General features: G+C 66.5%; 20 protein-coding genes. 7 read left to right on the top strand and 13 right to left on the bottom strand.

The window, feature by feature from the left end; all coding sequences use genetic code 11:
- Window positions 1-174 precede the first annotated feature (174 nt).
- Window positions 175-2,178, bottom strand: a complete 2,004-nt coding sequence (locus AC5RUF_RS07910; protein ID WP_494130210.1) for an MFS transporter — start codon at window positions 2,176-2,178, stop codon at window positions 175-177.
- Between the two features lie 40 nt (window positions 2,179-2,218).
- Window positions 2,219-2,629 carry an Hsp20/alpha crystallin family protein gene (locus AC5RUF_RS07905; RefSeq protein WP_493996354.1) on the bottom strand — a complete coding sequence of 137 codons (411 nt, stop codon included), beginning with the start codon at window positions 2,627-2,629 and terminating at the stop codon, window positions 2,219-2,221.
- Between the two features lie 305 nt (window positions 2,630-2,934).
- On the opposite strand from AC5RUF_RS07905, the gene gad reads away from it, so the two are divergent.
- Genes gad through glsA form a run of 3 tightly spaced genes read left to right on the top strand, consistent with a single transcriptional unit; the run spans window position 2,935 to window position 7,043 of the window.
- Window positions 2,935-4,314: a glutamate decarboxylase gene (gene gad / locus AC5RUF_RS07900; RefSeq protein ID WP_493996353.1), complete on the top strand. Its 1,380-nt coding sequence runs from the start codon at window positions 2,935-2,937 to the stop codon at window positions 4,312-4,314.
- An 18-nt stretch (window positions 4,315-4,332) separates the two neighbouring features.
- Window positions 4,333-6,096 (top strand): glutamine/gamma-aminobutyrate antiporter GadC, encoded by a 1,764-nt coding sequence (gene gadC, locus AC5RUF_RS07895; RefSeq protein WP_493996352.1) that lies wholly within the window; start codon window positions 4,333-4,335, stop codon window positions 6,094-6,096.
- On the top strand, window positions 6,093-7,043 hold the full coding sequence (gene glsA, locus AC5RUF_RS07890; RefSeq protein ID WP_493996351.1) for a glutaminase A: 951 nt from the start codon (window positions 6,093-6,095) through the stop codon (window positions 7,041-7,043). The genes gadC and glsA overlap by 4 nt, the downstream gene beginning before the upstream one ends.
- A 10-nt stretch (window positions 7,044-7,053) precedes the next feature.
- On the opposite strand, the gene AC5RUF_RS07885 is transcribed toward glsA, so the two are convergent.
- The 3 genes from AC5RUF_RS07885 to AC5RUF_RS07875 are packed head-to-tail and all read right to left on the bottom strand — an operon-like array spanning window position 7,054 to window position 10,602.
- Window positions 7,054-7,851 (bottom strand): IclR family transcriptional regulator domain-containing protein, encoded by a 798-nt coding sequence (locus AC5RUF_RS07885; RefSeq protein ID WP_493996350.1) that lies wholly within the window; start codon window positions 7,849-7,851, stop codon window positions 7,054-7,056.
- Between the two features lie 9 nt (window positions 7,852-7,860).
- Window positions 7,861-9,711, bottom strand: coding sequence for a bifunctional sugar phosphate isomerase/epimerase/4-hydroxyphenylpyruvate dioxygenase family protein (locus AC5RUF_RS07880; RefSeq protein ID WP_493996349.1), 1,851 nt, complete (start codon window positions 9,709-9,711; stop codon window positions 7,861-7,863).
- Between the two features lie 18 nt (window positions 9,712-9,729).
- Window positions 9,730-10,602 (bottom strand): shikimate dehydrogenase, encoded by an 873-nt coding sequence (locus AC5RUF_RS07875; protein ID WP_494130209.1) that lies wholly within the window; start codon window positions 10,600-10,602, stop codon window positions 9,730-9,732.
- A gap of 239 nt (window positions 10,603-10,841) precedes the next feature.
- On the opposite strand from AC5RUF_RS07875, the gene AC5RUF_RS07870 reads away from it, so the two are divergent.
- A complete protein-coding gene (locus tag AC5RUF_RS07870; RefSeq protein ID WP_493997270.1) occupies window positions 10,842-12,188 on the top strand; it encodes an MFS transporter in 1,347 nt (448 codons plus the stop codon).
- 69 nt (window positions 12,189-12,257) lie between these two features.
- Here the strand turns inward: AC5RUF_RS07870 and AC5RUF_RS07865 are convergent, their stop codons facing one another.
- Window positions 12,258-13,913, bottom strand: a complete 1,656-nt coding sequence (locus AC5RUF_RS07865; RefSeq protein ID WP_493997269.1) for an ABC1 kinase family protein — start codon at window positions 13,911-13,913, stop codon at window positions 12,258-12,260.
- A 155-nt stretch (window positions 13,914-14,068) separates the two neighbouring features.
- Between AC5RUF_RS07865 and AC5RUF_RS07860 the strand changes: the two genes are divergently transcribed.
- Window positions 14,069-16,327 carry a glycoside hydrolase family 3 C-terminal domain-containing protein gene (locus tag AC5RUF_RS07860; protein ID WP_494130208.1) on the top strand — a complete coding sequence of 753 codons (2,259 nt, stop codon included), beginning with the start codon at window positions 14,069-14,071 and terminating at the stop codon, window positions 16,325-16,327.
- A 7-nt stretch (window positions 16,328-16,334) separates the two neighbouring features.
- On the opposite strand, the gene AC5RUF_RS07855 is transcribed toward AC5RUF_RS07860, so the two are convergent.
- Window positions 16,335-17,444 carry a glycosyltransferase family protein gene (locus tag AC5RUF_RS07855; RefSeq protein WP_494130207.1) on the bottom strand — a complete coding sequence of 370 codons (1,110 nt, stop codon included), beginning with the start codon at window positions 17,442-17,444 and terminating at the stop codon, window positions 16,335-16,337.
- A 94-nt stretch (window positions 17,445-17,538) separates the two neighbouring features.
- Here AC5RUF_RS07855 and AC5RUF_RS07850 point away from each other — a divergent pair, with 94 nt between their 5' ends.
- On the top strand, window positions 17,539-18,444 hold the full coding sequence (locus tag AC5RUF_RS07850) for a galactosyltransferase-related protein (RefSeq protein WP_494130206.1): 906 nt from the start codon (window positions 17,539-17,541) through the stop codon (window positions 18,442-18,444).
- A gap of 15 nt (window positions 18,445-18,459) precedes the next feature.
- Here the strand turns inward: AC5RUF_RS07850 and AC5RUF_RS07845 are convergent, their stop codons facing one another.
- From AC5RUF_RS07845 to AC5RUF_RS07820, 6 genes are all read right to left on the bottom strand, one after another.
- The gene (locus tag AC5RUF_RS07845; protein WP_494130205.1) at window positions 18,460-19,551 is read right to left on the bottom strand and encodes a glycosyl transferase; all 1,092 of its coding nucleotides are present in this window, start codon (window positions 19,549-19,551) and stop codon (window positions 18,460-18,462) included.
- 12 nt (window positions 19,552-19,563) lie between these two features.
- A complete protein-coding gene (locus tag AC5RUF_RS07840; RefSeq protein ID WP_494130204.1) occupies window positions 19,564-20,712 on the bottom strand; it encodes a glycosyltransferase in 1,149 nt (382 codons plus the stop codon).
- Window positions 20,713-20,909: 197 nt separating this feature from the next.
- Window positions 20,910-22,577 carry an HNH endonuclease gene (locus tag AC5RUF_RS07835; protein ID WP_494130203.1) on the bottom strand — a complete coding sequence of 556 codons (1,668 nt, stop codon included), beginning with the start codon at window positions 22,575-22,577 and terminating at the stop codon, window positions 20,910-20,912.
- 497 nt (window positions 22,578-23,074) lie between these two features.
- Window positions 23,075-23,416 carry a YciI family protein gene (locus tag AC5RUF_RS07830; RefSeq protein ID WP_494130202.1) on the bottom strand — a complete coding sequence of 114 codons (342 nt, stop codon included), beginning with the start codon at window positions 23,414-23,416 and terminating at the stop codon, window positions 23,075-23,077.
- Between the two features lie 263 nt (window positions 23,417-23,679).
- Window positions 23,680-24,114 (bottom strand): acyl-CoA thioesterase, encoded by a 435-nt coding sequence (locus tag AC5RUF_RS07825; protein ID WP_493997485.1) that lies wholly within the window; start codon window positions 24,112-24,114, stop codon window positions 23,680-23,682.
- A gap of 200 nt (window positions 24,115-24,314) precedes the next feature.
- Entirely contained in the window at window positions 24,315-25,145 is an 831-nt protein-coding gene (locus tag AC5RUF_RS07820; protein WP_494130201.1) for a hypothetical protein, read from the bottom strand.
- A gap of 208 nt (window positions 25,146-25,353) precedes the next feature.
- On the opposite strand from AC5RUF_RS07820, the gene AC5RUF_RS07815 reads away from it, so the two are divergent.
- On the top strand, window positions 25,354-25,701 hold the full coding sequence (locus tag AC5RUF_RS07815) for a VOC family protein (protein WP_493997487.1): 348 nt from the start codon (window positions 25,354-25,356) through the stop codon (window positions 25,699-25,701).
- Window position 25,702: the final 1 nt, after the last annotated feature.

Here is a 25,702-nt window from a genome sequence, read left to right as displayed (position 1 = left end):
TACCCTAACTAAGACGAGTGAAAAAAAGTCCGCGCTGCGGGTTCCGTTTCGGCTCGTGCTGCCGAAACCCCGCTTTACGCCAGATCGATCGTATGCGCTTGGGCAGGTGGGGACCAAAGCGGCGGATGTGCGCTTGCTCTCCTCCGGAGTACCGGCGGCCGCGTTCCGGGGTGCTCAGATGCGCAGCACCGTCCTGGGCCGGACCCGCCCCAGTTCGACGTCGATATCCGTGTCCATCGCCGGCAGCACCACTCGCCTGGTGTGCGTGTTGGTGCCGTCCGGTTCCACAACGCTCAGGACGTAGGATCCGGCACCGGGCAAGGGCACGTCGAAGTTGCCGTCGGCATCGGACCGGACGGACAGGGAGGGCTGGCCGCCGGGGCGGACCAGAACCACCAGGGCGCCCGGCAGCGGACGGCCCTCATGCAGTATCCGGCCGGTGAGGGCCAGCCGCTGGCGGAGGTGGATGTCCCTGGTCTCCGGTGCCCCGGGAAAGGAAAGGATTTCCGATACGGGCCGCCATTGGGCCTGGCTGGCCACCAGCACATACCTGCCGTCCCCCGGCAGCACGACGGCGTAGCGGCCGTCGTCGTCGGCCCGGTCCCAGTCGGTGGGACGTCCGTCGATGTCCAGGGCCGTCACGGTACCCCGCGGCACCGGTTTGCCGTCCAAGGCCGACAGCATTCGTCCGCGAACCATGATTTCCCGTTTGGCGTCCGCCCTCTCCGGTTGCTGCCGGTCCCCAGCAGCATGCAGGTCCGGATGGGTGGCCTCGTGCCGGCGGGAACGCGGAATGAGGCAGGAAACCCCGGTGGCGGCCAATGCTGCGAGGCCGGCCAGGACGAAAATCGAGCGGAAGGCATCAAGGCTGGGGAAGGTACTCCCGCCGATACTGATCGTCAGCGAGGCCAGGACCGTGGCCACCACCGCGCTGCAGGTGGATGTACCCACCGAACGCAGCAGGGTGTTTACGCCGTTGGCTGCAGCCGTATCGGTCAGCGGGACGTTGCTCATGATGAGGGTGGGCATGGCAGCCATCGACATGGCCGTGCCCACGGAGACGATCACTGCCCCGGTAATGATTTCGGTGACGGTACCGACAAACAGGATCCGCCAGAGGTAGCCGAGCGCCATGACAGCACAGCCGCTGACCATGGTGGCCCGGGCGCCGAAGCGGTTGGTGATCCGGGCCGAAACCGGGGCGGCAGCCACCATTGCCAGACCCGAGGGGATCATGGTCAGTCCTGCCACCACCACGCTCAGCCCGAACCCAAAGCCGGTTTCCCGGGAAAGCTGCAGTTGCTGCGTGGTTACCAGCATGTTGGCATACATGGAGAACCCGACAAGCACCGCACCTATGTTCGTGAGCAGGACCGGTCTGCGGGCGGAGGTGCGCAGGTCCACCAGCGGCTGCCCGTTGCGCAGCTCGGCGGGGAACCAGAGGGCAAAAAAGACGGCGGCTGCCGAAAAGAGGCCAATGACGGTGTAACTGGTCCAACCCCAAACGCCGCCCTTGGTGATGGCCAGCAGCAGTGCGGTCATTCCGCCTGACAGCAGAAGGGCTCCGGTGTAGTCGAAGCGGGCGGGGGTGCGGACCTTCGATTCCGGCACAAAGGCGATGACGGCGGCGATCAGGACCGCACCGATCACCCCCACCACCCAGAACGTGGCCCGCCAGCCCAGCCGGTCATAGATAAAACCCGACATCGGCAGGCCCAGGGCACTGCCGATACCGAAACTGGCGCTCATCAGGGAGACAGCGCCGGCGATCCGGCGCTGCGGGAGGGCGTCCCGGAGGATGCTGATCCCCACCGGTATCACTGCCCCGGCGAATCCCTGGAGACCGCGGCCTATGAGGGCCCAGATGAACGTCCCGCCGATCGAGGCGGTGAACGCTCCCACAACCATCAAGGCCATGGCCACCAGGAGCATCCGCCGCTTGCCGTACATATCAGCGAGGCGCGAGACGATAGGCGTGGCCACGGCAGCGGCCAGCAGCGTAATGGTGACCATCCAGGACACATCGTCGCTGGTGACCCCGAAGATCCGCGGATATTCCGGGAGCAGCGGGACCACCGCGGTCTTTTCCAGGGAAACGACTATCCCGCCGCCGGCCAGGGTGGCAATGACCAGCCAGTCAGGGTAGGTTCGCCGCTGCTGCGCCGCCTGCGTGCTCATGCCGGTCCTTCCGGTTCAGGGACGCCGTCCGCGGCGGAGCCTAGCCTCGCGAAATGGGTACCTTCTTCGAGGAGGGCCCCACCTCGGGAACCGGGACGCGTACCTCCAGGACGCCGTCGTTGTAGGTGGCCGTGACGTCGTCCTGGCCGGCACCGCTGGGCAGTGCGATTTCCCGGGTAAAGGAGCCGTAGCGGAACTCGGAGCGGTAGCCGTGCCGTCCCTTGTGCTCGGATTGTTCGCGCCGCTGCCCCTTGATGTGCAGCATGCCGTCGCTGACCGTGACGTCCAGGTCCTGTTCCGGGTTGATGTTGGGCAGTTCCGCCCGGATCACCATGGACGAGCCGTCCTGGTACTCCTCGATCGGAAATGCGGGAACTTCCCAGTCCCCGTCGAAGAACTTGCGGACCTGCTCTGGAAGTTCGAAGCGTTCGCGCCTTGCAAGTGAAGCCATGGATATCTCCTGGTTCTGGTCCGGGGGTCCGCGCCGGGGTGCAGGACCGGGCCGGGCTGCGGAGGAACATCGGTGGCGTCAGGTTACGTCCGCAGGGTCGCCACCCTCAATGGAATCCGGGCCAAAACCCGGATCCGCGGCCGCTTTTGCACGGTTTCGGCCGCGCGGCGCGTGGGGTCGGCCGGGGTCTGGTATTGGGTTTTCGGCCTGCGTATAGTCTTTGGTGCGCACAGCCTTGTGGGGTTTCCCTGCCGTTCACTGCGGCCCGATGCCGGTTGGCATTCCGTCAAGGAGAGGCTTCGAAAATGGCGCAGAACAAACCGGATTCATTTTCCGTAAATCCACTTTTTGCCCGTCCAGGGGAAGAGACATCCGCCCCCAAGTTCAGACTGCCCGACGGGCAGATGCAGCCGGAGACGGCCTACCAGATTGTGCACGATGAAACCATGCTGGACGGCAACGCCCGGCTGAACCTGGCCACGTTCGTGACCACGTGGATGGACGACTACGCTAACCGGCTCTACAGCGAGACGTTCGACAAGAACATGATCGACAAGGATGAGTATCCGCAGACGGCGCAGATAGAGCAGAACTGCTGGCGGATCCTTGCAGATCTCTGGAACTCGCCGGACCCGCACGGAACCATCGGCACCTCCACGGTCGGCTCTTCCGAAGCCTGCATGCTGGGCGGCCTGGCCATGAAGCGGCTGTGGCAGCATAAGCGCCGCAGCGAGGGAAAATCTGTGGACCGCCCCAATATGGTGATGAGTTCCGCGGTGCAGGTGTGCTGGGAGAAGTTCTGCAACTACTTCGATATTGAGGCCCGGCTGGTGCCGATTTCCGAAGAGCACAAGTGCCTGGACGGGTTTGAGCTGGAGAAATACGTTGATGAGAACACCATCGGCGTCGTTGCCATCATGGGCGTGACCTACACCGGCATGTACGAACCCGTAAAGGAGATCGCGGGCAAGCTGGACGAGATCCAGGCCTCCACCGGGCTGGATATTCCGATCCATGTGGACGCCGCATCCGGCGGGATGATTGCCCCGTTCATCCAGCAGGATCTGGAGTGGGACTTCCGGGTGGAACGCGTCCACTCCATCAGCACCTCCGGCCACAAGTACGGCCTGGTCTACCCGGGCCTGGGCTGGGTGGTCTGGCGGGAGCGCCAGTGGCTGCCGGAAGACCTGATCTTCTACGTCAGCTACCTGGGCGGGGACATGCCCACCTTCGCGCTGAATTTCTCCCGTCCCGGTGCCCAGGTGGTCCTGCAGTTCTATCTGTTCCTCCGCCTCGGCCGGGAGGGCTATGCCAAGGTGCAGCAGGCCTCGCAGGACGTGGCACTGCATCTTTCCAGCGGGATAGCGGAGATGGGTCCCTTCGAGTTGTGGAACGACGGCTCGGACATTCCAGTGTTCGCCTGGCGGCTGAAGGAAGGGCACACCGACAAATGGAACCTGTATGACCTGGCCGAGCGGCTGCGGACCAAGGGCTGGCTGGTGCCGGCCTATCCCATGCCGGACAACCTCGCCAACCTGACCGTTGAGCGCATTGTGGTCCGCAACGGCCTGAGCATGGACCTGGCGGAGGACCTGCTGACGGACATCCGCCGGGAGACCTCCTACCTGGACCAGCTGAACGCGCCCATGCCCCGCGAGTCGGAGCACCCCGGCTTCCATCACTAGTCCCAGGAGGTGGGTGGAATGAGTGATTCGAAGGCAGCAAATTCCACTACATCAACGAAAGACCCGCAACAAAAGGCATCCGCGCGGCAAAAGGCCCAGATCACCATCGGCGCACTGGCCGTTATGAACATTGTGGCCGTGGTGAGCCTCCGCGGCCTTCCCTCGGAGGCGGAATACGGGCTGAGTTCGGTTTTCTACTATGTATTCGCCGCGGTGGTTTTCCTGGTCCCTGTCTCCATTGTGGCTGCGGAACTGGCCACCGGATGGCCGGAAACCGGGGGCGTCTTCCGATGGGTCGGTGAGGCTTTCGGCCCCCGCTGGGCCTTCCTCGCCATGTTCATGCTTTTCATTGAAGTCACCATCTGGTTCCCCACCGTCCTCACGTTCGGTGCCGTATCGCTGGCCTACACCGGCGAGAACCAAAACCTGGATGCCCAGCTGGCCGGGAACAAGCTGTTTGTCCTGGCAGTGGTCCTGGTGGTCTACTGGCTGGCCACGTTCATCGCTTTCCGCGGGGCGGCAGCATTCTCCAAAGTGAGCCAGTGGGGCGGCATCATCGGCACGATCATTCCGGCGGTCATCCTTATCGTGCTCGGCTTTTCCTACTTCTTTGCAGGAAACACCCCCCAGATCCAGATGGGTTGGGGCGAACTGCTGCCGGACTTCGGCAACTTCTCCAATGTGGTCCTGGCCGCGTCGATTTTCCTCTTTTATGCCGGCATGGAAATGAACGCCATCCATGTCAAGGAGGTCAAGAACCCGACGCGCGACTATCCCATCGCAGTGCTCATTGCGGCGGCCGGCACGGTGATCATCTTTGTGCTGGGGACGCTGGCGATCGCGTTTGTGGTGCCGCAGGCGGACATCAACCTCACCCAGTCGCTGCTGACCTCCTACAACGACATGTTCGAGTGGGCCGGTATCGGGTGGGCAGGGCCGGTTGTCGCCGCCATGCTGCTGATCGGCGTGCTGGCGGGCGTGGTTACATGGGTGGCCGGTCCGTCCACGGGTATGCTCGCCGTGGCCAAAGCCGGTTACCTTCCGCGCTTCTGGCAGCACACCAACAAGCACGGGATGGGAACGCACATCCTGTTCTTCCAGGCGTTTGTGGTGACCGGCCTGGGCCTGGTGTATGTGGTCCTGCCGTCGGTGCAGGCTGCCTACCAGATCCTCAGCCAGCTGACCGTGATCCTTTACCTGATCATGTACATGCTGATGTTTGCCTCGGCCATCTACCTCCGGTACAGCCAGCCGAACCGCCCCCGACCCTACCGGGTGCCCGGCGGGGACGTGGGGATGTGGATTGTGGCCGGCGTCGGGTTCCTGGGTGCGCTGATGGCCTTCTCCTTCAGCTTCATCCCTCCCGCGCAGATTGCCGTGGGCTCCCCCGCGGTCTACGTGGGCATCCTGGTGGGCGGCGCAGTGCTGATGGTGCTTCTGCCGTTCGTTATTTACGCATTCCGGAAGCCGCACTGGCGGGATCCGTCCAGTGAGTTTGTGCCGTTTACCTGGCAGATCGAGCATTCCAACCCGGGAACGGTGACGGAGTCGAGCATCTCCACCCAGCAGCTCACGCGGGAAGCGGAGTCCTCGGGCTCGCCTATCAGTTTCTCGCATGGCGAGGGCGGCCACGGTGAACATGCCAAGGCATCGCACCCTGCCGAACACCTGCAGCAGCCGGGGCACGAGGGCGAACACGCTGCCACCACTGCGGCGGGTACTGCATCCACAGACACCAGGCGTCCGGGCGCGGGCGGCACAGGCGGGAGCACAGCGGTATGAAACTCGATACAACAGCCATAGCCGATGCGGTTAAAACCGCCTACGACGACCACAGGAATGATGCAGGAGGTCAAAACGCCAGCTACATCCCGTATCTCGCCTCAGTGGACCCCGCCCTCTTCGGTGTCTGCGTGATGACGGCAGACGGGCAGCTGTTCGAAGCCGGTGACACCGGTTTCGAATTCGCCCTCGAATCCATTTCCAAGGTGTTCTCCATGGCCTGGGCGATGGAGAAGGTGGGATTGGAGACCTTTCAGGAGAAAGTGGGGGCGGACCCGACCGGAGAGCCCTTCAACTCGGTGATTTCCGTGGCACTGCACGGAAACACACCGGTCTCACCGCTGGTCAACGCCGGCGCCATGTCCACGGTATCGCTGATCCCCGGGGACACTGCAGAAGACCGGTGGGAAGCCATCCTGCAGGTCCAGAGCGCGTTCGCCGGACGCAGGATCACACTGAGCGACGAGGTGAACGAATCCGAGCAGTCCACGAACTTCCACAACCGGGCGATCGCGTGGCTGCTCTATTCCGGCGGGACAATGTACTCCGACCCTATGCAGGCGTGCGATGTCTACACCCGGCAATGCTCGACCCTGGTGACGGCGAGGGACCTGGCCGCCATGGGCGCCACGATCGCCAACAAGGGCGTAAACCCGCTGACCGGAGACCGCGTGGTGCAGCAGGCACACGTGCCGGCCATGCTCGCCGAGATGACCATGGAGGGCATGTACACCGCGTCCGGGGACTGGGCCTACCGGGTGGGGCTGCCGGGCAAAAGCGGCGTGGGAGGTGGAATCCTGGCCGTGATGCCGGGCAAGCTGGCTATCGCCGGATTTGCCCCTCCGCTTGACCCTGCCGGCAACAGCGTCAAGGCGCAGGCAGCCGTGGCGCAGGTTGCCAAGGCGCTGGGCCTGAGCATCTACAAGGCCAGCGAGTACAGCGACTGAGTATTTCCGCCTAAGCGCGGCCGCCGAGGTCACCGGTAATCCGGTCCGCGGCGGCCCGCAGGTGCGGAACCACGGTATCCTCGATCCGCTCGTTCGGTGAGCTGTGCAGCTGGAGCGAGACGTTGGCTGCTGCCACCACCTCGCCGCCGGCACCGCGGACCGGCACCGCCACACCCCGCAGACCGTTTTCCAGCTCGTCCGCCACCCGGGAGAAACCATCGGTGCCCGCCTGGCGCACCACCCGTCGCAGCTGGTCCACATCCGCCACGGTACTGGGCGTATGCCGGCGGATCTGCACGCCGGCGAAATAGGCTTCCTGTTCCGGTTCCGGCAGCGCGGCCAGCAGCACCCTGCCCATGGAGGTAGCCCAGGCCGGGAACCGGGTCCCCACGTTGACCGCCACCCGCACCAGCCGCGGGGAGGTGATCCGGGAAACGTACACGACGTCGGGGCCGTCAAGAATGCACAATGACGTTGTCTCCCCCAGCAGTGCGGACAGCTGCTTCAAGTGCGGATCGGCAACGTGCGGCAGGGACAGGTGAGCAAGGAAGGAGGCACCGATATCCAGGGTCCGGGGCGCCAAGCGGAACACGGTGCCGTCGAAGCGGACGTAGCCCAGGTCCCGCAGGGTCAGCAGGAACCGGCGGGCTGCGGCCCGGCTGGTGCCGGCGGCCGCGGCAGCAGAGCTGACCGTGTGTTCAGGCATGTCCTCGCTGAACGCGCCCAGCACGGCAAAGGCCTTCTCCACGGATTTGACGAAGTAACCCTCCGCCGCGTCCTCTTTCTCCGTTTCCATGCCGTCCCCCACGCTGTCTCCTTACAACCCGCCCTGGGCGGCAAGATACTGGGATGCCAGCCGGACCGGTGCGTTGGGGGCACCGTAGCCGTCGTATTTCCCTCGCCGCTCCACCACTTCGAAGAACACGTTCCCCACGGTGGCGGTATAGAAGTGCAGGAACTCGCCGTCGTCATCGCGGTCGTACAGCAGGTTCAGCTCCTTCAGCATCCCCAGGAAACCGGGGTCCAGCCGGAACCGGGCGGCAAGGTCCTCGTAGTAGTTCGCGGGCACCGGCAGGAAGCGCAGGCCGCGGGCTGCAGCCCGCCGGGCAACGCCTGGCAGGTCCGTTGCGGCGAAAGCGACATGCTGGGGATACTCCGCGTCTCCGGGTGCTGACTCAATGCTGAGCGGAGCGATATTCAGCGCCAGCCGCACGGCGCCGTCGGCACTGCGCATGACCTGGCTGCGGACCAGGCCCATGGGGCTGGGCACTTCCTGCGAGGCCACCGGGGCCAGGGACAGCGTGGATTCGTAGAAGAGCACCGCCTCATCGAAGTGCTGCCAGGGCTGGGACAGATTGATGTGGTCGATGGCGGTGATCAGCGGTTCCCCGGTGCTGCCGCCGGATGCGGGGCCGAATTCCCCGGCCCAGGCAGCCGTGCCGTCGCCGGTGGCCTCGCAGAGGAAGACTTCAGTGGAATCGGGGGCGAACACCGCCTGCAGCACCTGCTCATCGGCCTGGCTGCGCCGCGGTACCGGGCGCGCCCGCAACTGCAGGGCGCGGGAGGCCGCCGCCTGCGGATCCTGGACATCCAGCCCCAAAGCGGAAATACCCGGTTCCAGGCCGTTGGCCTGCTGTCCGTTAATGATGACCCGCGCCCCGCCGGAGGTCCACAACTGCACTGGTTTGGTCCGGTGCCGTCCCTGGCAGCTGAAGCCCAGCTGGTGCAGGAGGGCGGACACGGAAGCCGGGTCTTCCGCCTTCACCTCGGCAAAGTTGAAGCCGCTGGGTTCGGCGACCCGCGGCAGGGTGGCCAGCGACATGGGGTGGCGGGCACCGCCGTCGCGCTCCGACAGGTAGGCGGCCGTGCGCTCCTCCAGCCAGATCAAGGACCGCATGGCATCCACAGCCGTACGTTCCTCCGCAGTCTGGCGGAACACGTCGTTGAAGATTTCCAGGGACACGGGACCGTCGTAGCCGCTGCGGACCAGGTGCGCCATAAAGGCCACCAGGTCAAAGGCCCCCTGGCCGGGAAAGACCCGGTAGTGCCGGCTCCAGGACAACACGTCCAGGGACAGTTCCGGGGCGTCGGCAAGCTGGACGAAGAAGATCTTCTCCGCCGGAATCTTTTCGATCGCGGCCGGGTCCCAGCCGCGCGAAAGGATGTGGAAGCTGTCCAGGCAGGTGCCGATGTTGGGGTGGTCGGCCAGATCCACCAGGCGCTGGGCGTGTTCGAAGTCGTTCACATAGCGGCCCCACGCCAGGGCCTCATAGGCCACCCTCACCCCGTAACCGGCGGCCAGCCCGCCAAGGCGCCGCAGCTGGGCGGCAACGGCGGCGTCGTCATCCACCGTGGCGGTGCCGACGTTGCTGCAGAGCAGCATGGTGTCGATGCCGAGCCGGTTCATCAGTGCAAACTTGGCCTCCGCCCGCAGCAGGTTGGCTTCCAGCCGGGCCTCGTCCACGCCTTCGAAATCACGGAACGGCTGGTAGAGATCCAGCGTCAGCCCAAGGGTTTGGGCCAGCCCGCGGATCTGCTCCGGGCTGGAGGGCGAGGCCACCAGGTCCGGTTCGAAGATCTCGATGCCGTCAAACCCGGCGTCGGCGCACGCGCGCATTTTCTCTTCGAGGGTTCCGCTGAGGCAGACAGTGGCTATTGAGGTACGCATGGTGCTCCCGTTCCGGCCTCAGCGGCCCTGTGCGATCAGTTCCAGGAAATGCGCATACATCCGTGCGGGGTCGGGCCGGATGCCGGTGATCAGCGCAAACGCATCCACCGCCTGGCCCACTGCCATCCTGCCTCCGTCCAGGACGCGGCACCCCCTGGCCCGGGCCCCGCGGATCAGTTCGGTGTCCACCGGACGGTACACGACGTCGGCCACCCACTGGGCGGGATCAAGCAGCGCCGGGTCGACGGCGGCGCCGGGGTGGGAGTGCATGCCCACCGGCGTGGCATGTACCAGTCCGTCGGCAGCTGCCAGGGCCGGGGAGAGATCAGCCGGGGTGCCGGCGGTGACGTGCCGGTCCGGGAACAGTCCGGCCAGGGCGGCGGCCCGTTCGGCGGCGCGTTCCGGATTGAGGTCCAGGAGGGTGAGGTTCCGCGTGCCGGCAGCGAGCAGGGCGTAAGCCACCGCCGCGCCGGCACCGCCGGCGCCAAGCTGCACCACCGAGTCCAGTGCGGCCCCCGGAAGGCCCTCCGCCAGTGCGCCGCGGAAGCCGGAGAAATCGGTGTTGTGACCGATGAACCGGCCGTCCCTGATCAGGACGGTGTTGACGGCACCCAGCCGGGCGGCGTCGTCTGACACTTCATCCAGCTCCGCCAGGACCAGCTGTTTGCACGGGTGGGTGACGTTGAAGGCGTTGAACCCGAGGTCCCGCCCCCAACGCAGCAGCTGCCCCGCATCGGATCCCGGACGGCCCAGCCGGGTGAGATCAATGGGGCGGTAGATATAGGGCAGGCCATGGTGTGCGGCTTCCCGCTCGTGCATGGGCGGGGTGAGCGAGGCGTCGATCCCCTCGCCGATCAGGCCGACAATAAATGATTCTCCGGTGCCGCTCATGGCCCTGTTCCTCCCGGTGCTGCTCTGGTCTTCCGGTGCTGCTCTGGTCTTCCGGGTTCGTGACGTTCCACCGCGGGCGTATTGCGCCACGGGTTGCCGGTCCCCCTGCTGTGAGCTACATTACTTCAAGCGTACGGATGATGCACACGCGTGCGCTTTCCGCACACTTCCCTTTACACAGCAACTGCGCACCACCTCCCCCGCGCACCTACCCCACCGCCCACGTCAGGAGAGATGCAATGGACGCATCCGCCCCCGCTGGATCAGCACCGGGCAAAACCCCGCGCAAAGCCGCCACTGCCAGCTTCATGGGCAGCGCCGTCGAGTATTACGACTTCTTTATCTTCGGCTCCGCGGCCGCCCTCATCTTCCCCCGCGTGTTTTTTCCGGACGCGGACACGCAGGCCAGCGTGATGTCCCTGGCCACCTTCGGATTCGCCTACGTGGCCCGGCCCGTGGGCGCCGTGATCCTCGGCCACTTCGGTGACCGGGTGGGCCGCCAACGGGTCCTGATGTTCACGCTGCTGCTGATGGGCGGTTCCACCTTCCTGATCGGCTGCCTCCCGGACTTCAACACCATCGGCTGGTGGGCGCCCGCCCTGCTCGTCTTCTGCCGCCTGATGCAGGGGCTGTCCGCCGCCGGCGAGCAGGCCGGAGCCAGTTCCATGACCCTGGAACACGCCCCGGACAACCGCCGCTCCTTCTTTACGTCCTGGACCCTCACCGGCACCCAGGGCGGGCAGATCCTGGCCGCCCTGGTCTTCATTCCCGTTGTGGCCCTGCCCGATGACCTGAAGTACGGCATCGGCTGGCGCATCCCGTTCTGGCTGAGCGCCGTAGTGGTGGTGGTGACGTACTTCATCCGCCGTTCGCTGCATGAAACCCCCACCTTTACCGAAGCAAAGGAACGCAACGAGATTGCGAAGCTGCCGGTGGGCGTCCTCCTGAAAAACCACTGGCGGGACGTCCTGAGGGTCATCTGCTGTGCCTTCATTGCCGCCGTCTCCACCGTGTACGGCACCCTCGCCATCAAGTACGGCACGGAAGTGGGCGACGTCGACGCAAACATCACGCTGTGGCTGGTGGTCGCCGGCAACGTGGTGGCACTGCTGACGCAGCCGCTCTTCGGCCGGTTGGCCGACCGGATCGGCCGGCGGCCGGTGTTCATTTACGGCGCCGTGTCCAGTGCGGTGATCATGCCCTTCTACCTGCTGTCCATGGAAACCGGGAACACCCTGCTGCAGTTCGCGTTGTCCATTGCGGTGTTCTCCTGCGGCTATGCCGCGGCCAACGCCGTCTGGCCGTCGTTCTACGGCGAGATGTTCAGTGCCAAGGTCCGCTTCTCCGGACTGGCCATCGGCACCCAGCTGGGCTTCCTGATGGCCGGTTTCGCACCGTCCATCGTGGCGGCCATCGGCGGACTGGAGGAAGGCGGCTGGGCCGTCACCAGCGTCTTTACCGCGGTAATCTGCGCCATTGCCGCCGTCTCCGCCTTCACTGCCCGGGAGACGGCACATGTCCCGACGGCGGAACTCGGCCTGGACGTGCCCAAGCCCGCTGCGCCGGTACGCCCGGCAACTGCGTAGGCAGCTGCGGAGACGGCTTCGGTGGCGTACTGCCGCCGAAGCCGTCTCCGTGTCACAGCCGTCTCCGTGTCACAGCCCGCGCAGGCGTGCCCGGCGGGAGGTCCAGGCAATATACCCCCCGAGTGCTCCCGTGGAGGCAAGCCCGGCACTCATCAGCGGCGCCTGCCAGGACTTCCACCGGGAGGAATCGCCCAGGGTCAGCTCCCCTACGCCGCGGATGAATGCGGACGCGAAAATCGCCGCCACCAACCGGTTGCCCACGCGCTCCAGCCGGATCACCAGCGGCAGCAGCTCCTCGGCACGCAGGTGCACCTCCATCCCCTCGAAGTCCAGGGTGTTGATCAGCCGGCGCACCTGGTCCGGCAGCTCGGTGCCCAGTTCCAGGACTTCCGTCCCGGCGCGCCCCAGCCGGCGGGCATAGTTCACCGGATTCAACTGCTGGCGGGCCATCCGCCGGGCATACGGCGCCAGCACGGGTCCCAGCCGGAAATCGGGATCCAGGACTTCGCCCATGCCTTCTGTCATGATCAGCATCCGCAGCATCAGCGCCATTTCGCGCGGCAGCTGGATGCGGTGAGTGCGCAGGATCCCCAGTCCGGTGGTAACTATGCTGCCGACCGGCGCCGTCCGCAGGTCCTTGCCCGAGTACATCCGGATCAACGGCCCGAGGTCCATCCGCAGTTTGACGCGGTCCACCCGCTCACCGGACGCATTGATCCGCAGGAGTGAGTTGGCCATCCGTTCCGGGTCCTTGCGCACAATCGCCACAAACAACCCGGACAGCTGGTTCCTGAGCCTTTCATCCACTTCCCCCACCATGCCGAAGTCGATGAGGCCCACCCGGCCGCCGGGTTCCACAAACAGGTTGCCCGGGTGGGGGTCGGCGTGGAAGAACCCGTCGTCGAACACCATCTTCATTTCGGCGGCTGTGGCGGCCCGGGCGAGCTCCGGGCGGTCTATTCCGGCTGCATCCAGCGCCGCGGTGTCGGTGACTTTCATGCCGTGCATGCGTTCCATGGTCAGCACCCGCGACGTGGTCTGTTCCCAGTAGACCTTCGGGATGCTGATGGCCGCACTGTCTTCGAAGTTCAGCTGGAAGCGGTCGGCGTTGCGGCCTTCCTGGAGGTAGTCCAGTTCGGAACGCAGGGTTTGCGCAAATTCCTCCATCAGGCCCGTGAGGTCATAGGCCCGGGCAGCTTCCCAGTGCTTGCTCGCGGTGTTGGCGAGGTTCTGCAGTATCTCCAGGTCCTGGGCAACTTCCTCGGCGATTCCCGGCCTCCGTACCTTGACCACCACGTCGGTCCCGTCCTTCAGCGTGGCCGCATAGACCTGGCCGATGGAGGCGCTGGCCATAACGGCCGTATTGAAGGAGCCGAACGTGTCCAGCGGGTCCGCCCCCAGCTCCTGCCGGAGTTCCTCGTGGATACGGGGCCACGGGACGGGAGCGGCGTCGTCCTGCAGCCGGGCCAGTTCCCGCTGGTACTCGGGCGGCAGCAGGTCCGGCCGGGTGGACAGCAGCTGGCCTATCTTGACGTAGGTCGGGCCCAGTTCCTCGAGGGCAATGCGCAGGTACTCGGGGGTGGTGCGGCGGGATTCCTGTTCCGGTTGCGGCTGGCGGCGAAAGGGAATCCTGCGGTCCAGCCCCAGCGCAGAGACCAGGAATCCCAACCCGTTGCGGGAGAGGATCTCGGCGATCTGCCGGTAACGGTCCAGATGGCTGATCATTGATCTGCTCCCGTCATAAGACTTGGTTTGCCGCCCGGCTGATTACCGAAACACTAACCGCAGGTGCCAGGCTCCTGCGGCATTGGGCGGCCTGCGCGGCGCCAACCGGTTGGGCGCTCTTCCGCATGCAGTGTTCCGGTCCTAGACTCCGTCCCATGCCGCCTGCCAACCCGCACGGATCCGACAGCTCCCCCAACACCCCCGCGGAGGCGGCCTTGCCGGCCCCCGCGGCGGCGCTCCCCGCGGCAGAGAAAATCGCGCTGCTCTCCGGGGCATCCTTCTGGACAACGGCACCTGCTCCTGATGCGGAGCTGCGGCCGCTGGTCCTTGCCGACGGCCCGCACGGACTCCGCAGGGCCCGCACCAATGCCGACGCCGGCCTCGGCGATGCCCTCCCGGCCACCTGTTTTCCCGCCGAGTGCCTCACCGCATGTTCGTGGGACCCCGATCTGCTGCTCCGGCTGGGTACCGCCGCAGCCCGCGAAGCGGCTGCTGCCCACGTGGACGTCATCCTCGGTCCCGGGCTGAACATCAAGCGGACACCGTTGTGCGGGCGCAACTTCGAGTACTTTTCCGAAGACCCGCTCCTGGCCGGACTGCTGGGCGCAGCCTGGGTCCGCGGCGTACAGGCTGAAGGCGTGGCCGCATGCCCGAAGCATTTCGCCGCCAACAACCAGGAGGCCGATCGCATGCGGATCGACGCCGTCGTGGATGACCGGACCCTGCGGGAAATCTACCTGCGGGCCTTCGAGACAGTTGTGCGCAGCTCCCGGCCGTGGACCCTGATGGCTGCCTACAACAAGGTCAACGGCGTCCATGCTGCCGAGAACGCGTGGTTGCTCACTACGGTGCTGCGGGAGGAGTGGGGTTTTGACGGGCTCGTGATGTCGGACTGGGGTGCGGTTACGGACCGCGCTGCCGCCCTGGACGCCGGGTTGGACCTGGAAATGCCGGCCAGCAACGGCCTGGGGGCAGTGGAACTGCAGGCGGGCCTGGACGCCGGCACGGTGAACGGGGACATGGTTGACACAGCCGTGGCGCGGCTGCTGCAGCTGGCCCAACGGACGGCCAATCCCGTACACACAGGCGTTGATGGCGACGCCCACCACCAACTGGCCCGCGAGGCAGCTGCCAACTCCATGGTGCTGCTGAAGAACGAGGGCGGCATCCTGCCGTTCTCTCCGGAGCTCCGGCTGGCCGTGGTGGGTGAACTTGCCCGCACGCCCCGCTATCAGGGGGCAGGTTCCTCCCAGGTCACCCCGACCCGGATCAGCGTTCCCCTGGAAGCCCTGGCTGCGCGGACCACAGCCGCTGTTTTTGCTCCCGGGTACCGGCTGGGCGGGGAGTCCGACGCCGGGCTAACGGCCGAGGCGGAGTCTGCAGCCGCTGCAGCCGACGCCGTGGTGTTTTTCCTGGGGTTGCCGGCGGACCGCGAATCTGAAGGTTTTGACCGCCCGGATCTGCGGTTGCCGGACAACCAGCTGGAGATCCTGCGCGCCGTCGTGGCGGCCAATCCCTGGACAGTGGTGGTCTTGAACAACGGCGGGGCAGTGGAGACGGAGTGGGCCGCGCAGGTGCCGGCGGTGCTGGAAGCCTGGCTCCCGGGGCAGGCCGGCGGCGAGGCGCTTGCGGACGTATTGCTCGGCGAGGTTAATCCTTCCGGCAAGCTGGCCGAGACCTTTCCGCACCGGATCGAGGACACCCCTGCCTTCGGCAACTATCCCGGGGAGGCCGGCACCGTCCGCTACGGTGAGGGCCTGCTGGTGGGCTACCGCTGGTACGACGCACGGGACATAGCCCCGGCCTTCCCGTTCGGGCACGGCCTGTCCTACACCAGCTTTGCCTACAGCGGCCTTGCGGTTACCGCCGGTTCCGGAGACGATCCGGTGCGGGTGGAGGTCACCGTCACCAACACCGGTTCCCGGGCCGGGGCCGAAGTGGTGCAGGTGTATTCGGGCTCCCCTGCCGGCGCACCCGATTCCGCGCCGCGTCAGCTGCGGGCCTTCAGCAAGGTCTTCCTCGCCCCGAACGCCTCCGACACCCTCGTGTTTACGCTTCCGCCCTCCGCGCTGGCTCGCTTTGATCCTCTGCTGCACCGGTGGATTACCGACGGCGGGACCCACCGGATCGACGTCGGATCCTCATCCCGCGACATCCGGCTCAGCGGCACGGTTGAGCTGCCCGCCGAGGGCGCCGCGGAGCAGGCCCTGACCCTGGACTCAACAGTTGCGCAGTGGCTGGCACACCCTCGCGGACAGCAGCTGCTGGGCGGCCTGGGCGGATCAGACGCGGATATGGCCGGTGCGCTGGCCATGATGGGCAGCCTGCCGCTGCGCCGGCTGGCCCGGTTCCCGGGCAGTCAGCTGACACCTGAGCTGCTCGCCGGGCTGGAACAGGCACTGCGGGCAGGCTGACGGCTGCTTACCCGGCGGCTGCCAGCGCGGACCGGTAGACCGCTTCATGGGCGGCGGCCACCCGGCGTCGTTCTGAGGTCCGCTCTGCCCTGCTCAGGGCGGGCCAGGGCCGCTCCGCGTGCAGCTGCTTCAGCGCGTTGGCGAGGGACTGTGCATCCAGGCCGTCCTCGTTGTGGACGAATTCCGTCACGGACGGCCGCTGCTGGGCATAGAAACCGCAGGACGGTGCCAGCACGCTGGTGCCAAGGTCCGTGCAGGCCTCCAGCCAGCCGGAGTGCGTGCCGAACCGATAGGGCAGCACGGAGACGTCCAGGCTGGAGAGGTAGTCCCACAGCTGCGGCTCATCAAAGTAATCCCGCACCTGCAGGTCCAGCCGGCCGGCGTCTGCCGCCTCGGTGAGCCACTTGTGCAGTTCGGGACGGAACTTGTCTCCGCCCGGTGCCAGGATGTCCGGATGTCCGTTCACCTGCAGCACCGCGCCGGGCAGTGCTTCCACGGCCTCCAACAGGGCGGGCAGGATGGCGCCCTCCATCATGTTGGGGCGCAGGCTCTTCAGGTGCACGCCCACCCGGAATTCCTGCCGCGCCGGCCCGGCCTGGCGTTCTGCCTGCCGGCGTTCCAATTCGGCCAGGTCCACCACATGCGGGTGCGGCAACACGTGCGGCGTGCGCCCCCACCGGCGTTCGACGGCGGCGGCGGCGCCGGGGGTCAGCGTAATCAGGTCATCGGCAGCGTTAATCAGGACATCCAGCTGCGCGTCGTGCGCTTCCGGGGTGAGGTGGTGTGGATTGCGCAGGTCATGCACCGTGTAGATGAGCGGCTTGCCCTGGGACTTAAGCTCCTCGGTGACGGCGCGCAGGTCGGCGGGAGAAATGGCATCGAAGCCGAAATGGATGTGCATCAGGTCGAAGGTGTCGGCGTTCTCCCGGATCCACTCGGCGTCGAGCATCACCGGCGGCCACCACTTCGCCTCCGTCGACTGGCCGGGGTTGCGGGGATCCGGGTCCGGCAGGCGCACCACGCAGCCAGGCTCCCCCGGAACGGCGTCCGTGTGGCGGATATACACCTGGCTGTGCGGCACAGATGCCACCCTGATCATCGAATCCGCTGTGCCCATGCTTCCTCCCCTGCGTTCCGCCTGCCCAAAACGTCTTCAGTATACTTACTAATTCCGGGCGCCTGATGACGGGCGCTCCCGGCGGAAGGAAGGCATGCAGGGGCAATACGCGGGCAGTGACCGGCAGTTTTCGGTGCTCATCATCAGTTCCGGCAGGGACGCGCATCTGGCCAATGCCGTGCTGGGCATCAACCGTTCCACCCGGCTGCCGGCGGAAATAATCGTCTGTTACATGAACCAGGCCGAGGCGGTTCCGCCGCCCAGCCGGCTTCCCCTGCGGAGAGTTCATGTGGAATCCGGCACCGGACTGCCGCTCCCGCTCGGCGCGGCACGCAACGCCGCTGCGGCCGCTGCCCGGTTCCCGGCCCTGGTGTTCCTGGACGTGGACTGCATCCCGGCCCCGGACATGTTCGACGTGCTGCTGGCGGACCTGGACCGGTCCGGCGGTTTGGTAATGGCCGCCCCGCGCTACCTGCGCGCCGACGCCGAGGTACAGCGTTGGGCAGACGACGGCGAGGTGACGGTGCTGCATCAGGGCTCGGTTCCGCACCATGCCAGGGCGGCGTTGGCACCGGAGCTAGGCCAACCCGCCGCGGTCTCGCAGGAATATGCCCTGTTCTGGTCCCTGGGCTTCGCCGTCGACCAGGCGGTCTTCGACCGGATCGGAGGCTTCGATGAGGCCTTTGCCGGATACGGCGGGGAGGACACCGATTTCGCTTTTGCCGCGAGGGAACAGGGCGTCCCGCTGGCTTTCTCGTCCGCCGCCATGTTCCACCAGCACCACGGAGTGCACCGTCCCCCACTGCAGCATGTGCAATCCATTGTGGTCAACGCCCGGGTGTTCCGGCGCAAATGGGGGGCCTGGCCCATGACCGGCTGGTTGGAGGCCTTCGACCGCCAGGGCTATGTGTCCTGGGACCGGAACGGCAGCGAACTCAGGCTGCTGAGGTCCCCGGGTGCTGCAGAACTCGCGGCCGCGCGGGTGGATGCACCGTATTGAGCAGCCGGAACGGACTCACACGCTGCTGAATTCGTGCCCCGCGTCCGCGTCGGTTCCTGACACGGCGCTTTCCACGGCGGCGAGGAAACGGTCCCGGAAACGGTCTGCCGATACCAGCAGCGTGCGGCCCAACTGCTCCGGATCGGTACCGCGCAGCCGTTCAAGCAGGGCTGCCCAGTCCCCCGCTTCGGCGAACGTCGGGACGGAGGAGGCGCCGGCCGTCGTCAGGGAGCGGGCGAAAAGTTCCTGTTCCCGGAACGGGCGGGGTTCGGGGATCACCAGCACGGGGCGCCGGGCTGCTGCGGCGGCAGCAACGGCGTTGTGCCCGCCCGAGGTCAGCACCACATCTGCGGCTGCCAGCCGGGGGCCGGGATCGGCCACCACGCCCAGCAGGTCGATGTTGCCGGGCAGGTCCTGCGGCGTTCCGGCCGTGCGGCCCATGATTTCCCACCGCCAATCGGGGGTCTGCCGTGCGGCGGCAAGCACGTCCGAGAGCTGTACCCCGCTGCCGCCCAGCGAGGTCTGCACCGCCACCGTTCGCGGACGGACCTCCACGGTGCCCGGTGCGGGAGCCGCGGCCGGTGCGAGCATGCCCAAATAGGTGCTTTTGCCGCCGTAAACGGAGAGGTGCCCGGGATCTTCAATGGCGTCGGGGAAATAGGCGATGAGCCCGTTGACCGATTCGTAGGCCAGGCGGTGCGGGGTGTCCGTCCGGTCCCCGTGCATCCGGCGATGGATAACCGGATATCCGCAGAGGCGGGCGAACACGGCGACCTCCACGGACACATCCACCACCACTGCGTCCGGGGCAAAGTCCTGCCACAGCCGGTGCAGCTCGGCGAACCGTTCCCGGACCAAGGACGCGGCCGGGGCATAGTGGAGGAAATCCCCGGGGCCGGGCGCAAACGGTCCGTCAGGGCCGACGTCGGGCGGCAGCGCGGCGAACCGTGCGGTGCCGGGCAACCGTGGAGTGCCGCCGGGCGGCAGCGTGCCGGTGACCAGCAGGTCCACGGCACCCAGGCGGGCGATGTTGGCCGCGTGCCGCAGGTGGCCGGTGCCGTGGTGGTGGGCGTAGTAGGCGATGCGGGGAAGGCGTGGGGCAGGCAAATGCAGCTCCGGTCAGTGTGCCAGGGCGGCGGAGGTAGGCGAAGACGACGGCAGGCCCTCAGGCTGCAGCAGTGACTCCACCTGTGCCTCATACGAGTCCACCATGGTGGCGGCGCTGAAGCGTGCGGCCGATTCGCGCACGCCTGTGCGGTCCAGGACTCGGGCTGACCTGACGGCCTCGGCCAGCGCGTCGGCACCAAGGCCCGAGGCGAGCCGGCCGGCGCCGGCATCAATGATTTCGGGCATGGCACCCAACGGCAGGGCAGCCACCGGAGTGCCGCAGGCCATGGCTTCGAGGGCGGTGAGCCCGAACGGTTCGGACCAGACCGGAGAGGCGATGAACACCTCACCCGAAGCCAGGAAGGCCGCGAGGCTGCGGTGGTCCAGGTGGCCGACGTGCTTCACGCCTTGTCCCAGATGGGGTGCAACAACCCGGTCGAAGTACTTCCGGTCACTGATCGGACCGGCGAAGTGCAGTTCCATGCCGGCCGTACGTGCGGCGTCGATGGCGATGTGCAGCCCCTTTTCCGGCGTGACGCGTCCGGCCCAGACCGCGACGCCGGCGCGCGTGGGTGCGCCGGCCGGCCAGTCGGCCAGTCGGATGCCGTTGTGCACCACCTGCAGGTCCGGCAGATGCGCCGACCAGCCGGTGGCGTTGCGGGCGGACACGCTGAGAAACCGGTGCAGCGGCGAGAGCGGCGCCCGGCCGTCGTCCACCGCGTCCACAATCCACGGCAGCGGCGGGGTGTGCAGGATGGTCAGCATCGGCATGTCGGCCAGCTCGATGTACGGCAGCAGACTGAGCGAGTTGTTCACGACGACGTCGAACCCGCCGTGCCGAACGGCATCCATGGCCCGCCGCAGGGCGTTGTCCAGGGTGGTCTGCTGGAGGCGCATGTCGGCCGCGGCCAGTCCGCGGCGGAATTCAAAGGAGGAGTCCAGTACCGGGACCATGCGGCCGGTGGTGGCGGAGCCTTCCTTGGCGAAGAGGGTCACCTCGTGGCCGCGGCAAGCGAACTCATCCGCCATGAGGGACGTGTGCATCTCGAGTCCGCCAAGGAAGGGGCTGGCGATGGGGTGGTGCAGGTGGGACAGGATGGCTATGCGCAGCGGATCCCTTCCTGCCGCGCGCCCCTTCGGCAGGGGGAACTCGAGACTCATATTAGTAAGTATGCCTTGTATTTATGCAGGACCCCGGCAGGCGGGGTTGGGACTGCTGGGTGGGGGGGTGGGGCGGTCAAGGCCAGACCCGTCCAGATCAGACCCGGGTCGATCACCGGACCAGGCCGCCAGGGCCGCCGCTTATAGGGTGGCGTCCGCCCGGGCCGTTTGCTCCCCAGGTTGGCAGAGAGGCGTGTTCACTGGTCACATCCGGCAACGGTAGGTTCGCAGGCCATGAGCCCAGTGGTCGTACGCTCACCGGCCGTAATCGGGGTGCCGGGTAGAGGCGGGGCTGTGGCCCGGTAGCGATGACCGGTGGGTGACATGGTTTCCACGGTGTGCCGCATGTGTCCGCTCTCCCCCGGCGGTCCCGCAGCTACCGGCTTCGCCGTCCACCCTGGCGATTCCTTCGCGTGGTTGCAGGCCTCGCACAGCCCTTGGAGGTTTCGGGCATCGGTGGCCCCGCCGTCCTTGTGCGGTCGGATGTGGTCCATGTGCCGGATGGGTGCATCACACCACAGCGTTCGGCAGGTCTGGTCTCTAGCCGTGATCAGCCGGGTCAGGTTCGCAGGCACAAAACGGGCCTTCGAATCCATGCTGATCAACTCGCCTGTGGTCGGCGCGGTGTAGAGGCGGCGCAGCCAGACACCTGCCTGCTCTGCCTGCTCTGCCTGCTCTGCCTGCTCTGCCTGCTGCCAGTGAAAGCCACCGGAAGTAAGGGACAATCCTGTCGGATCCGGATCCGGATCCGGATCCGGTGCCGTGCCCGGGCCGGATGGTGAAGAGGCAGACGGTCGGGAGGCAGGCGGCGGAGAGGCAGCGCTCCCGTTTTTCTTCTCCCGGGTCCCCCGTGCCGTCGCCTTGCGGACCAGGTCCCTCGCCCACAACGCCGGCACGATCCCGTACCCGGCCAGGAACGCAGGCTCACGGTCCCCGGCCAGCAGCGAACGGTCCGTCATTACCAGCTGCACCTCGACCGGCACCTGCTCCGCCTGGGCCTGCCCGGTGATCCGTTCCACCATCGTGTCCGCCATGATCTGGCCCCGGCCCCTCACATCACCGCGGGCACGCAACGAATCCGCTTCCCGGCTCAACGCCGCGAACACCGCCACGCCCTGTGCCACCGGCAACAGACCGGTCAGGTACGTCATGGTGTCCGGGGCCGGACGGCAGGAGACATACCGGTCCTCCACCGCCTTCGCCGCCCGCCGCACCAACGCCGCCTGATCAATCCGGTACGTGATCTTCCGGATCAGGGCGATCAGCCGCCCATCCCCGAGCCCCTCCAACACGGACGGGTCCCCTGCAATCTCGCGGTCCACCAACCTGCGGTCCTCAACGCTCAGGCATGCCGTCTCCCGCACCAGCAGGGTTGCGCGCCACTCACTGATCCGACCCTCAGACAACGCCGAAAGAGTGCACGGCATCTCCGTAGTCAGGGCTTTCGCGAAACCCAGGATCCGGCCACCCCTGGCTGGGGACTCACGCCGGGCCAGAGCAACCTGTGCGGCCACCCCGACCCCCTGCTTCTCCGCCGGCAAGCCCGCCCGGGCATGGCCGGCACGCACCGATGCATCCAAGGCCGACGCGACCCGCGCCTGTGCCGCGCTGGCGGCAGCCTTCAATTCCTCCAGGGCCCTCAACCGGTCCACCAGCCCCGCCTGGGAATCAGCAGCAATACCGGCGAGCGCCTCAGCCGAGGACAATTCCCGGATCACCGACGCCAGCGCAGCAACGGACCCTGCTCTACATACGCCTTCCGGCGCCGTTGACCCGGCAGGCGGCATTGCTCCTGCAGGCGGCATTGCTCCTGCAGGCGATAACGGGTGCGATACAGCGGGTGTCTGTGTCGCGGGCCGCGCCATGCGGGTCGGCGCTTTTGTAGTCCGCACTCTTATAGGGGACGTCGCCGGGCTTACCGCGACCACAGGCATCATTGGATGCATTTCCATCACTGCCGCGCCCGAAACTCGGCCCGTGCGCGGGTCAGGGGTTCCACTCATGGGACGATCCCCAACTGCATTCGATTCGAACATGTGTTCGATAGTATCTGCGCCAGAGGAGAACACAACAGGTGGTTTTGGCCCTGTGGAAAGATACTCCCGGCAACCGGACGGCAGCTGCGTACGAGCGCCTGTCCTCGGACCCCAGCAACGGCGCGGCTTGTCCTGGCTGGTCCCAGAGCGTCAGTCCCCGAGTACCGGGCCGGTGCGCGTCAGTCTCCAAATGCGTTGGCTGGCTACCAAGAGGTCCGGGCCAGCGGCTGGGGCGCTTTGGTCGCCGACTCCGAGCGTCGCTTAGCGGGTCTCATCAGGCAAGTTTCATCAGGCGAAGCGCCACTGGTGAGGCACAACCCAGCCGGTCAGGATTCCGGATCGAACTGGAACGCACGGACTTCCTGGGCGCAACGGCACGACTGCGCTATTTTGGCCGCCCAACGGATCGCGTCTTCGTACGCCGGTAATTCGAGCACGGTATACCCGCCCTCCAGCTGGCTTGTCTGCGGATACGTTGACTGCTCAACTGTTCCATCCGCAGAGACCATCACGGGCGGAATCCCTTCGTCAATGCCGCCGCCGAAGACCCACACGCCCGCCTCTTTGGCCTCGCGGACCACAGCGTGCGAGGCATCCGCTACTGCCTGGAGCTCACCCGCTGGAATCTGCATGGCACCGCTGGGGAATGAAATCAGGTACTTCGTCATAACGTTCACCGTCCCTCGCGGCACCGAATCAGGTCCGCGCCGTCGCCGCGCTACGGGGAACAGAACGCTCCCACCGCAGAACTGTAGACGGGTCCCCCGTGAACGGGACCAGTGTGTTGCCGCCTGCCGGGGTGCAGAAGCAGGCGAACAGGCTCGTGCGGACAAATCCGCGCCCCACTTAACATGCCGCCCCGACAAGGCAGGCAAACCGAGCTGCAGGAATTATCCGGACACGCCCAGACAACCCACAAGGGACAACGGCGTTATCCGGAGAAAGGCAGAGGCGGGAAGTGGTGGGTCGGCAGCCGGTCACGGTCGTAGCTGATGCTGGTGTAACCGTGCGGTGCGGGCTTGCCGTGCTCGTCCAGATTGACGAAGACGATCTTCTCGATGGTCAGGATGCTGTCGCGGGTGATCATGTTCCGCACTTCCGCCTGCATGGTGAGCGAGGTACGGCCGAATTTGGTTGCGGTGAGCCCCATTTCGATCAGGTCCCCCTGAACGGCAGAACTAACGAAGTTGATCTCCGACATGAACTTGGTGACCACCCGGCCATTGCCCATCTGCAGGATGGCGTAAACGGTGGCCTCTTCGTCGATCCAGCGCAGCAGGCTCCCGCCGAAAAGGGTGCCGTTTGCGTTCAGGTCCTCGGGCCGGACCCACTTGCGGGTGTGGAAATTGTTGTTCTCAAGGGGCATATATTCAGCTTATCCACAGCCTCAGGGCCGACCCGACCGTTCTGCGGATGCCTTGCTCACAAACCCCTGTTAGCTGCCCGACGTCGGTGTGACGGCGGTCCTGCCTGCGCCCGCTTTCAGCAAGCCTCAGCAGCCCTCAGCGGCCCGACGGCGTGTGAGCACGGACGACGCCGGACACCGGCCTTGCGGTATCCAACAGGCTAGTCGGGACGCTCGTTGAGCAGGTCCCCCAAATGGGTCAGGTCGCCGTCCGGGGGAACCGGCAGGCATTCGAGGACCTCTGACTGCACCAGGGCGTCAATGAGCGCCGCCGAGCCACCCACCAAGGTGGAATCGAAATCGATTTCCGTTGCAAGGAACCACTGACGGTCTGCAGGCCACAGCAGGTTGGGGCTCTGCAGCCCGTCCCAGCCGCTGACCTCCTGCCATCGCGGATCCGAGAAAAGGGACAGGGCGGTATTAAAGAGCAGATACCTGCGGCCGGGAAGTTCAAGCCGGCCCGCACCGGAAAGCCCGTCCCCGCCAAACGCCTGAGGCAGGGGTTCCTCACGGGTGTGTCCGTCGCCGTCCAGGACCACACGCACACCTGCACCGGTGACCCACCCCCAGCCCTCCCACAAGCCGGCAACGCACTGGCCCGGGTTCTGCGTGTGCCCGGCAAGGATGCGGGCCACTTCGGCCAGGCTGTCCGCGGCGAGTGAACCGATCAAAGGATCTTCATACTGCCAGCCCGGCTCATTCCACACCGGATTCCGGTAGCCGGCCAGAACGGACTCCCACTGCATGAGGGGGTGGGCCACTGTGCCGCGGGCATCAGCCAGTTCGCGCCACTGCATCCGGCGGGATTCCACCGTCACGGGATAGTCGCGCTCCCACGCCATCAACTGGGCCCGGACGGGATGGAAGATCCGTGCGTACGCTTCGAATCCGCCCGGGACGGTCCCGGTGACTGTCCCCGCCTGTGCCAGCCGGGCTCCAATCCACAGTCCGGAGTCGGCATCGGCAAGGGGGCCCTCCAGCGGCGTCGTCATGCGGCCAGTATGCCCCAACGCATCGTCCGATCCGACCCCTCTGCGGCAACCGCGTGTCCCCGGGCAGCTCCGCCGTGCCTCCGCGGTAGGTTGGCGGCAGCCCCGCCGCGCTTGGACGGGCGGGCCACAGACAGGGCCACGGACAGGGCCACGGACAGAGCTACGGACACGATCGCACGGACGGGTATCCACCCACAGGAGGGCACGCATGACCAGCAGGATTTCCACTGTACACATGGACGCCAACGACGCCGCCGCCGTCGCCGCCTTCTGGCAACAGGCGCTGAACTGGGACCTCACCTACGAGGACGGCCTCTACAGCCTTACGGGACGGGACGGACAGGGCCTGGACCTCGACATCATGGCCGTGCCGGAGGGTAAGACGGTGAAGAACCGCCTGCACCTGGATCTGGTGGCCGACGGCTGTACGCAGGCCGAAGAAGTGGAACGCCTGATCGGACTCGGTGCCCGCCGGGTGGACGTGGGCCAGGACAGCACCGTCACCTGGGTGGTCATGGCAGACCCGGAAGGCAATGAGTTCTGCGTACTCGGCTGAC

It is taken from the genome of Arthrobacter sp. Y3224198, from assembly GCF_059090025.1.
The sequence above is the reverse complement of the archived record's forward strand: the minus strand, read 5'-3'. Positions and strand labels throughout refer to the sequence as shown.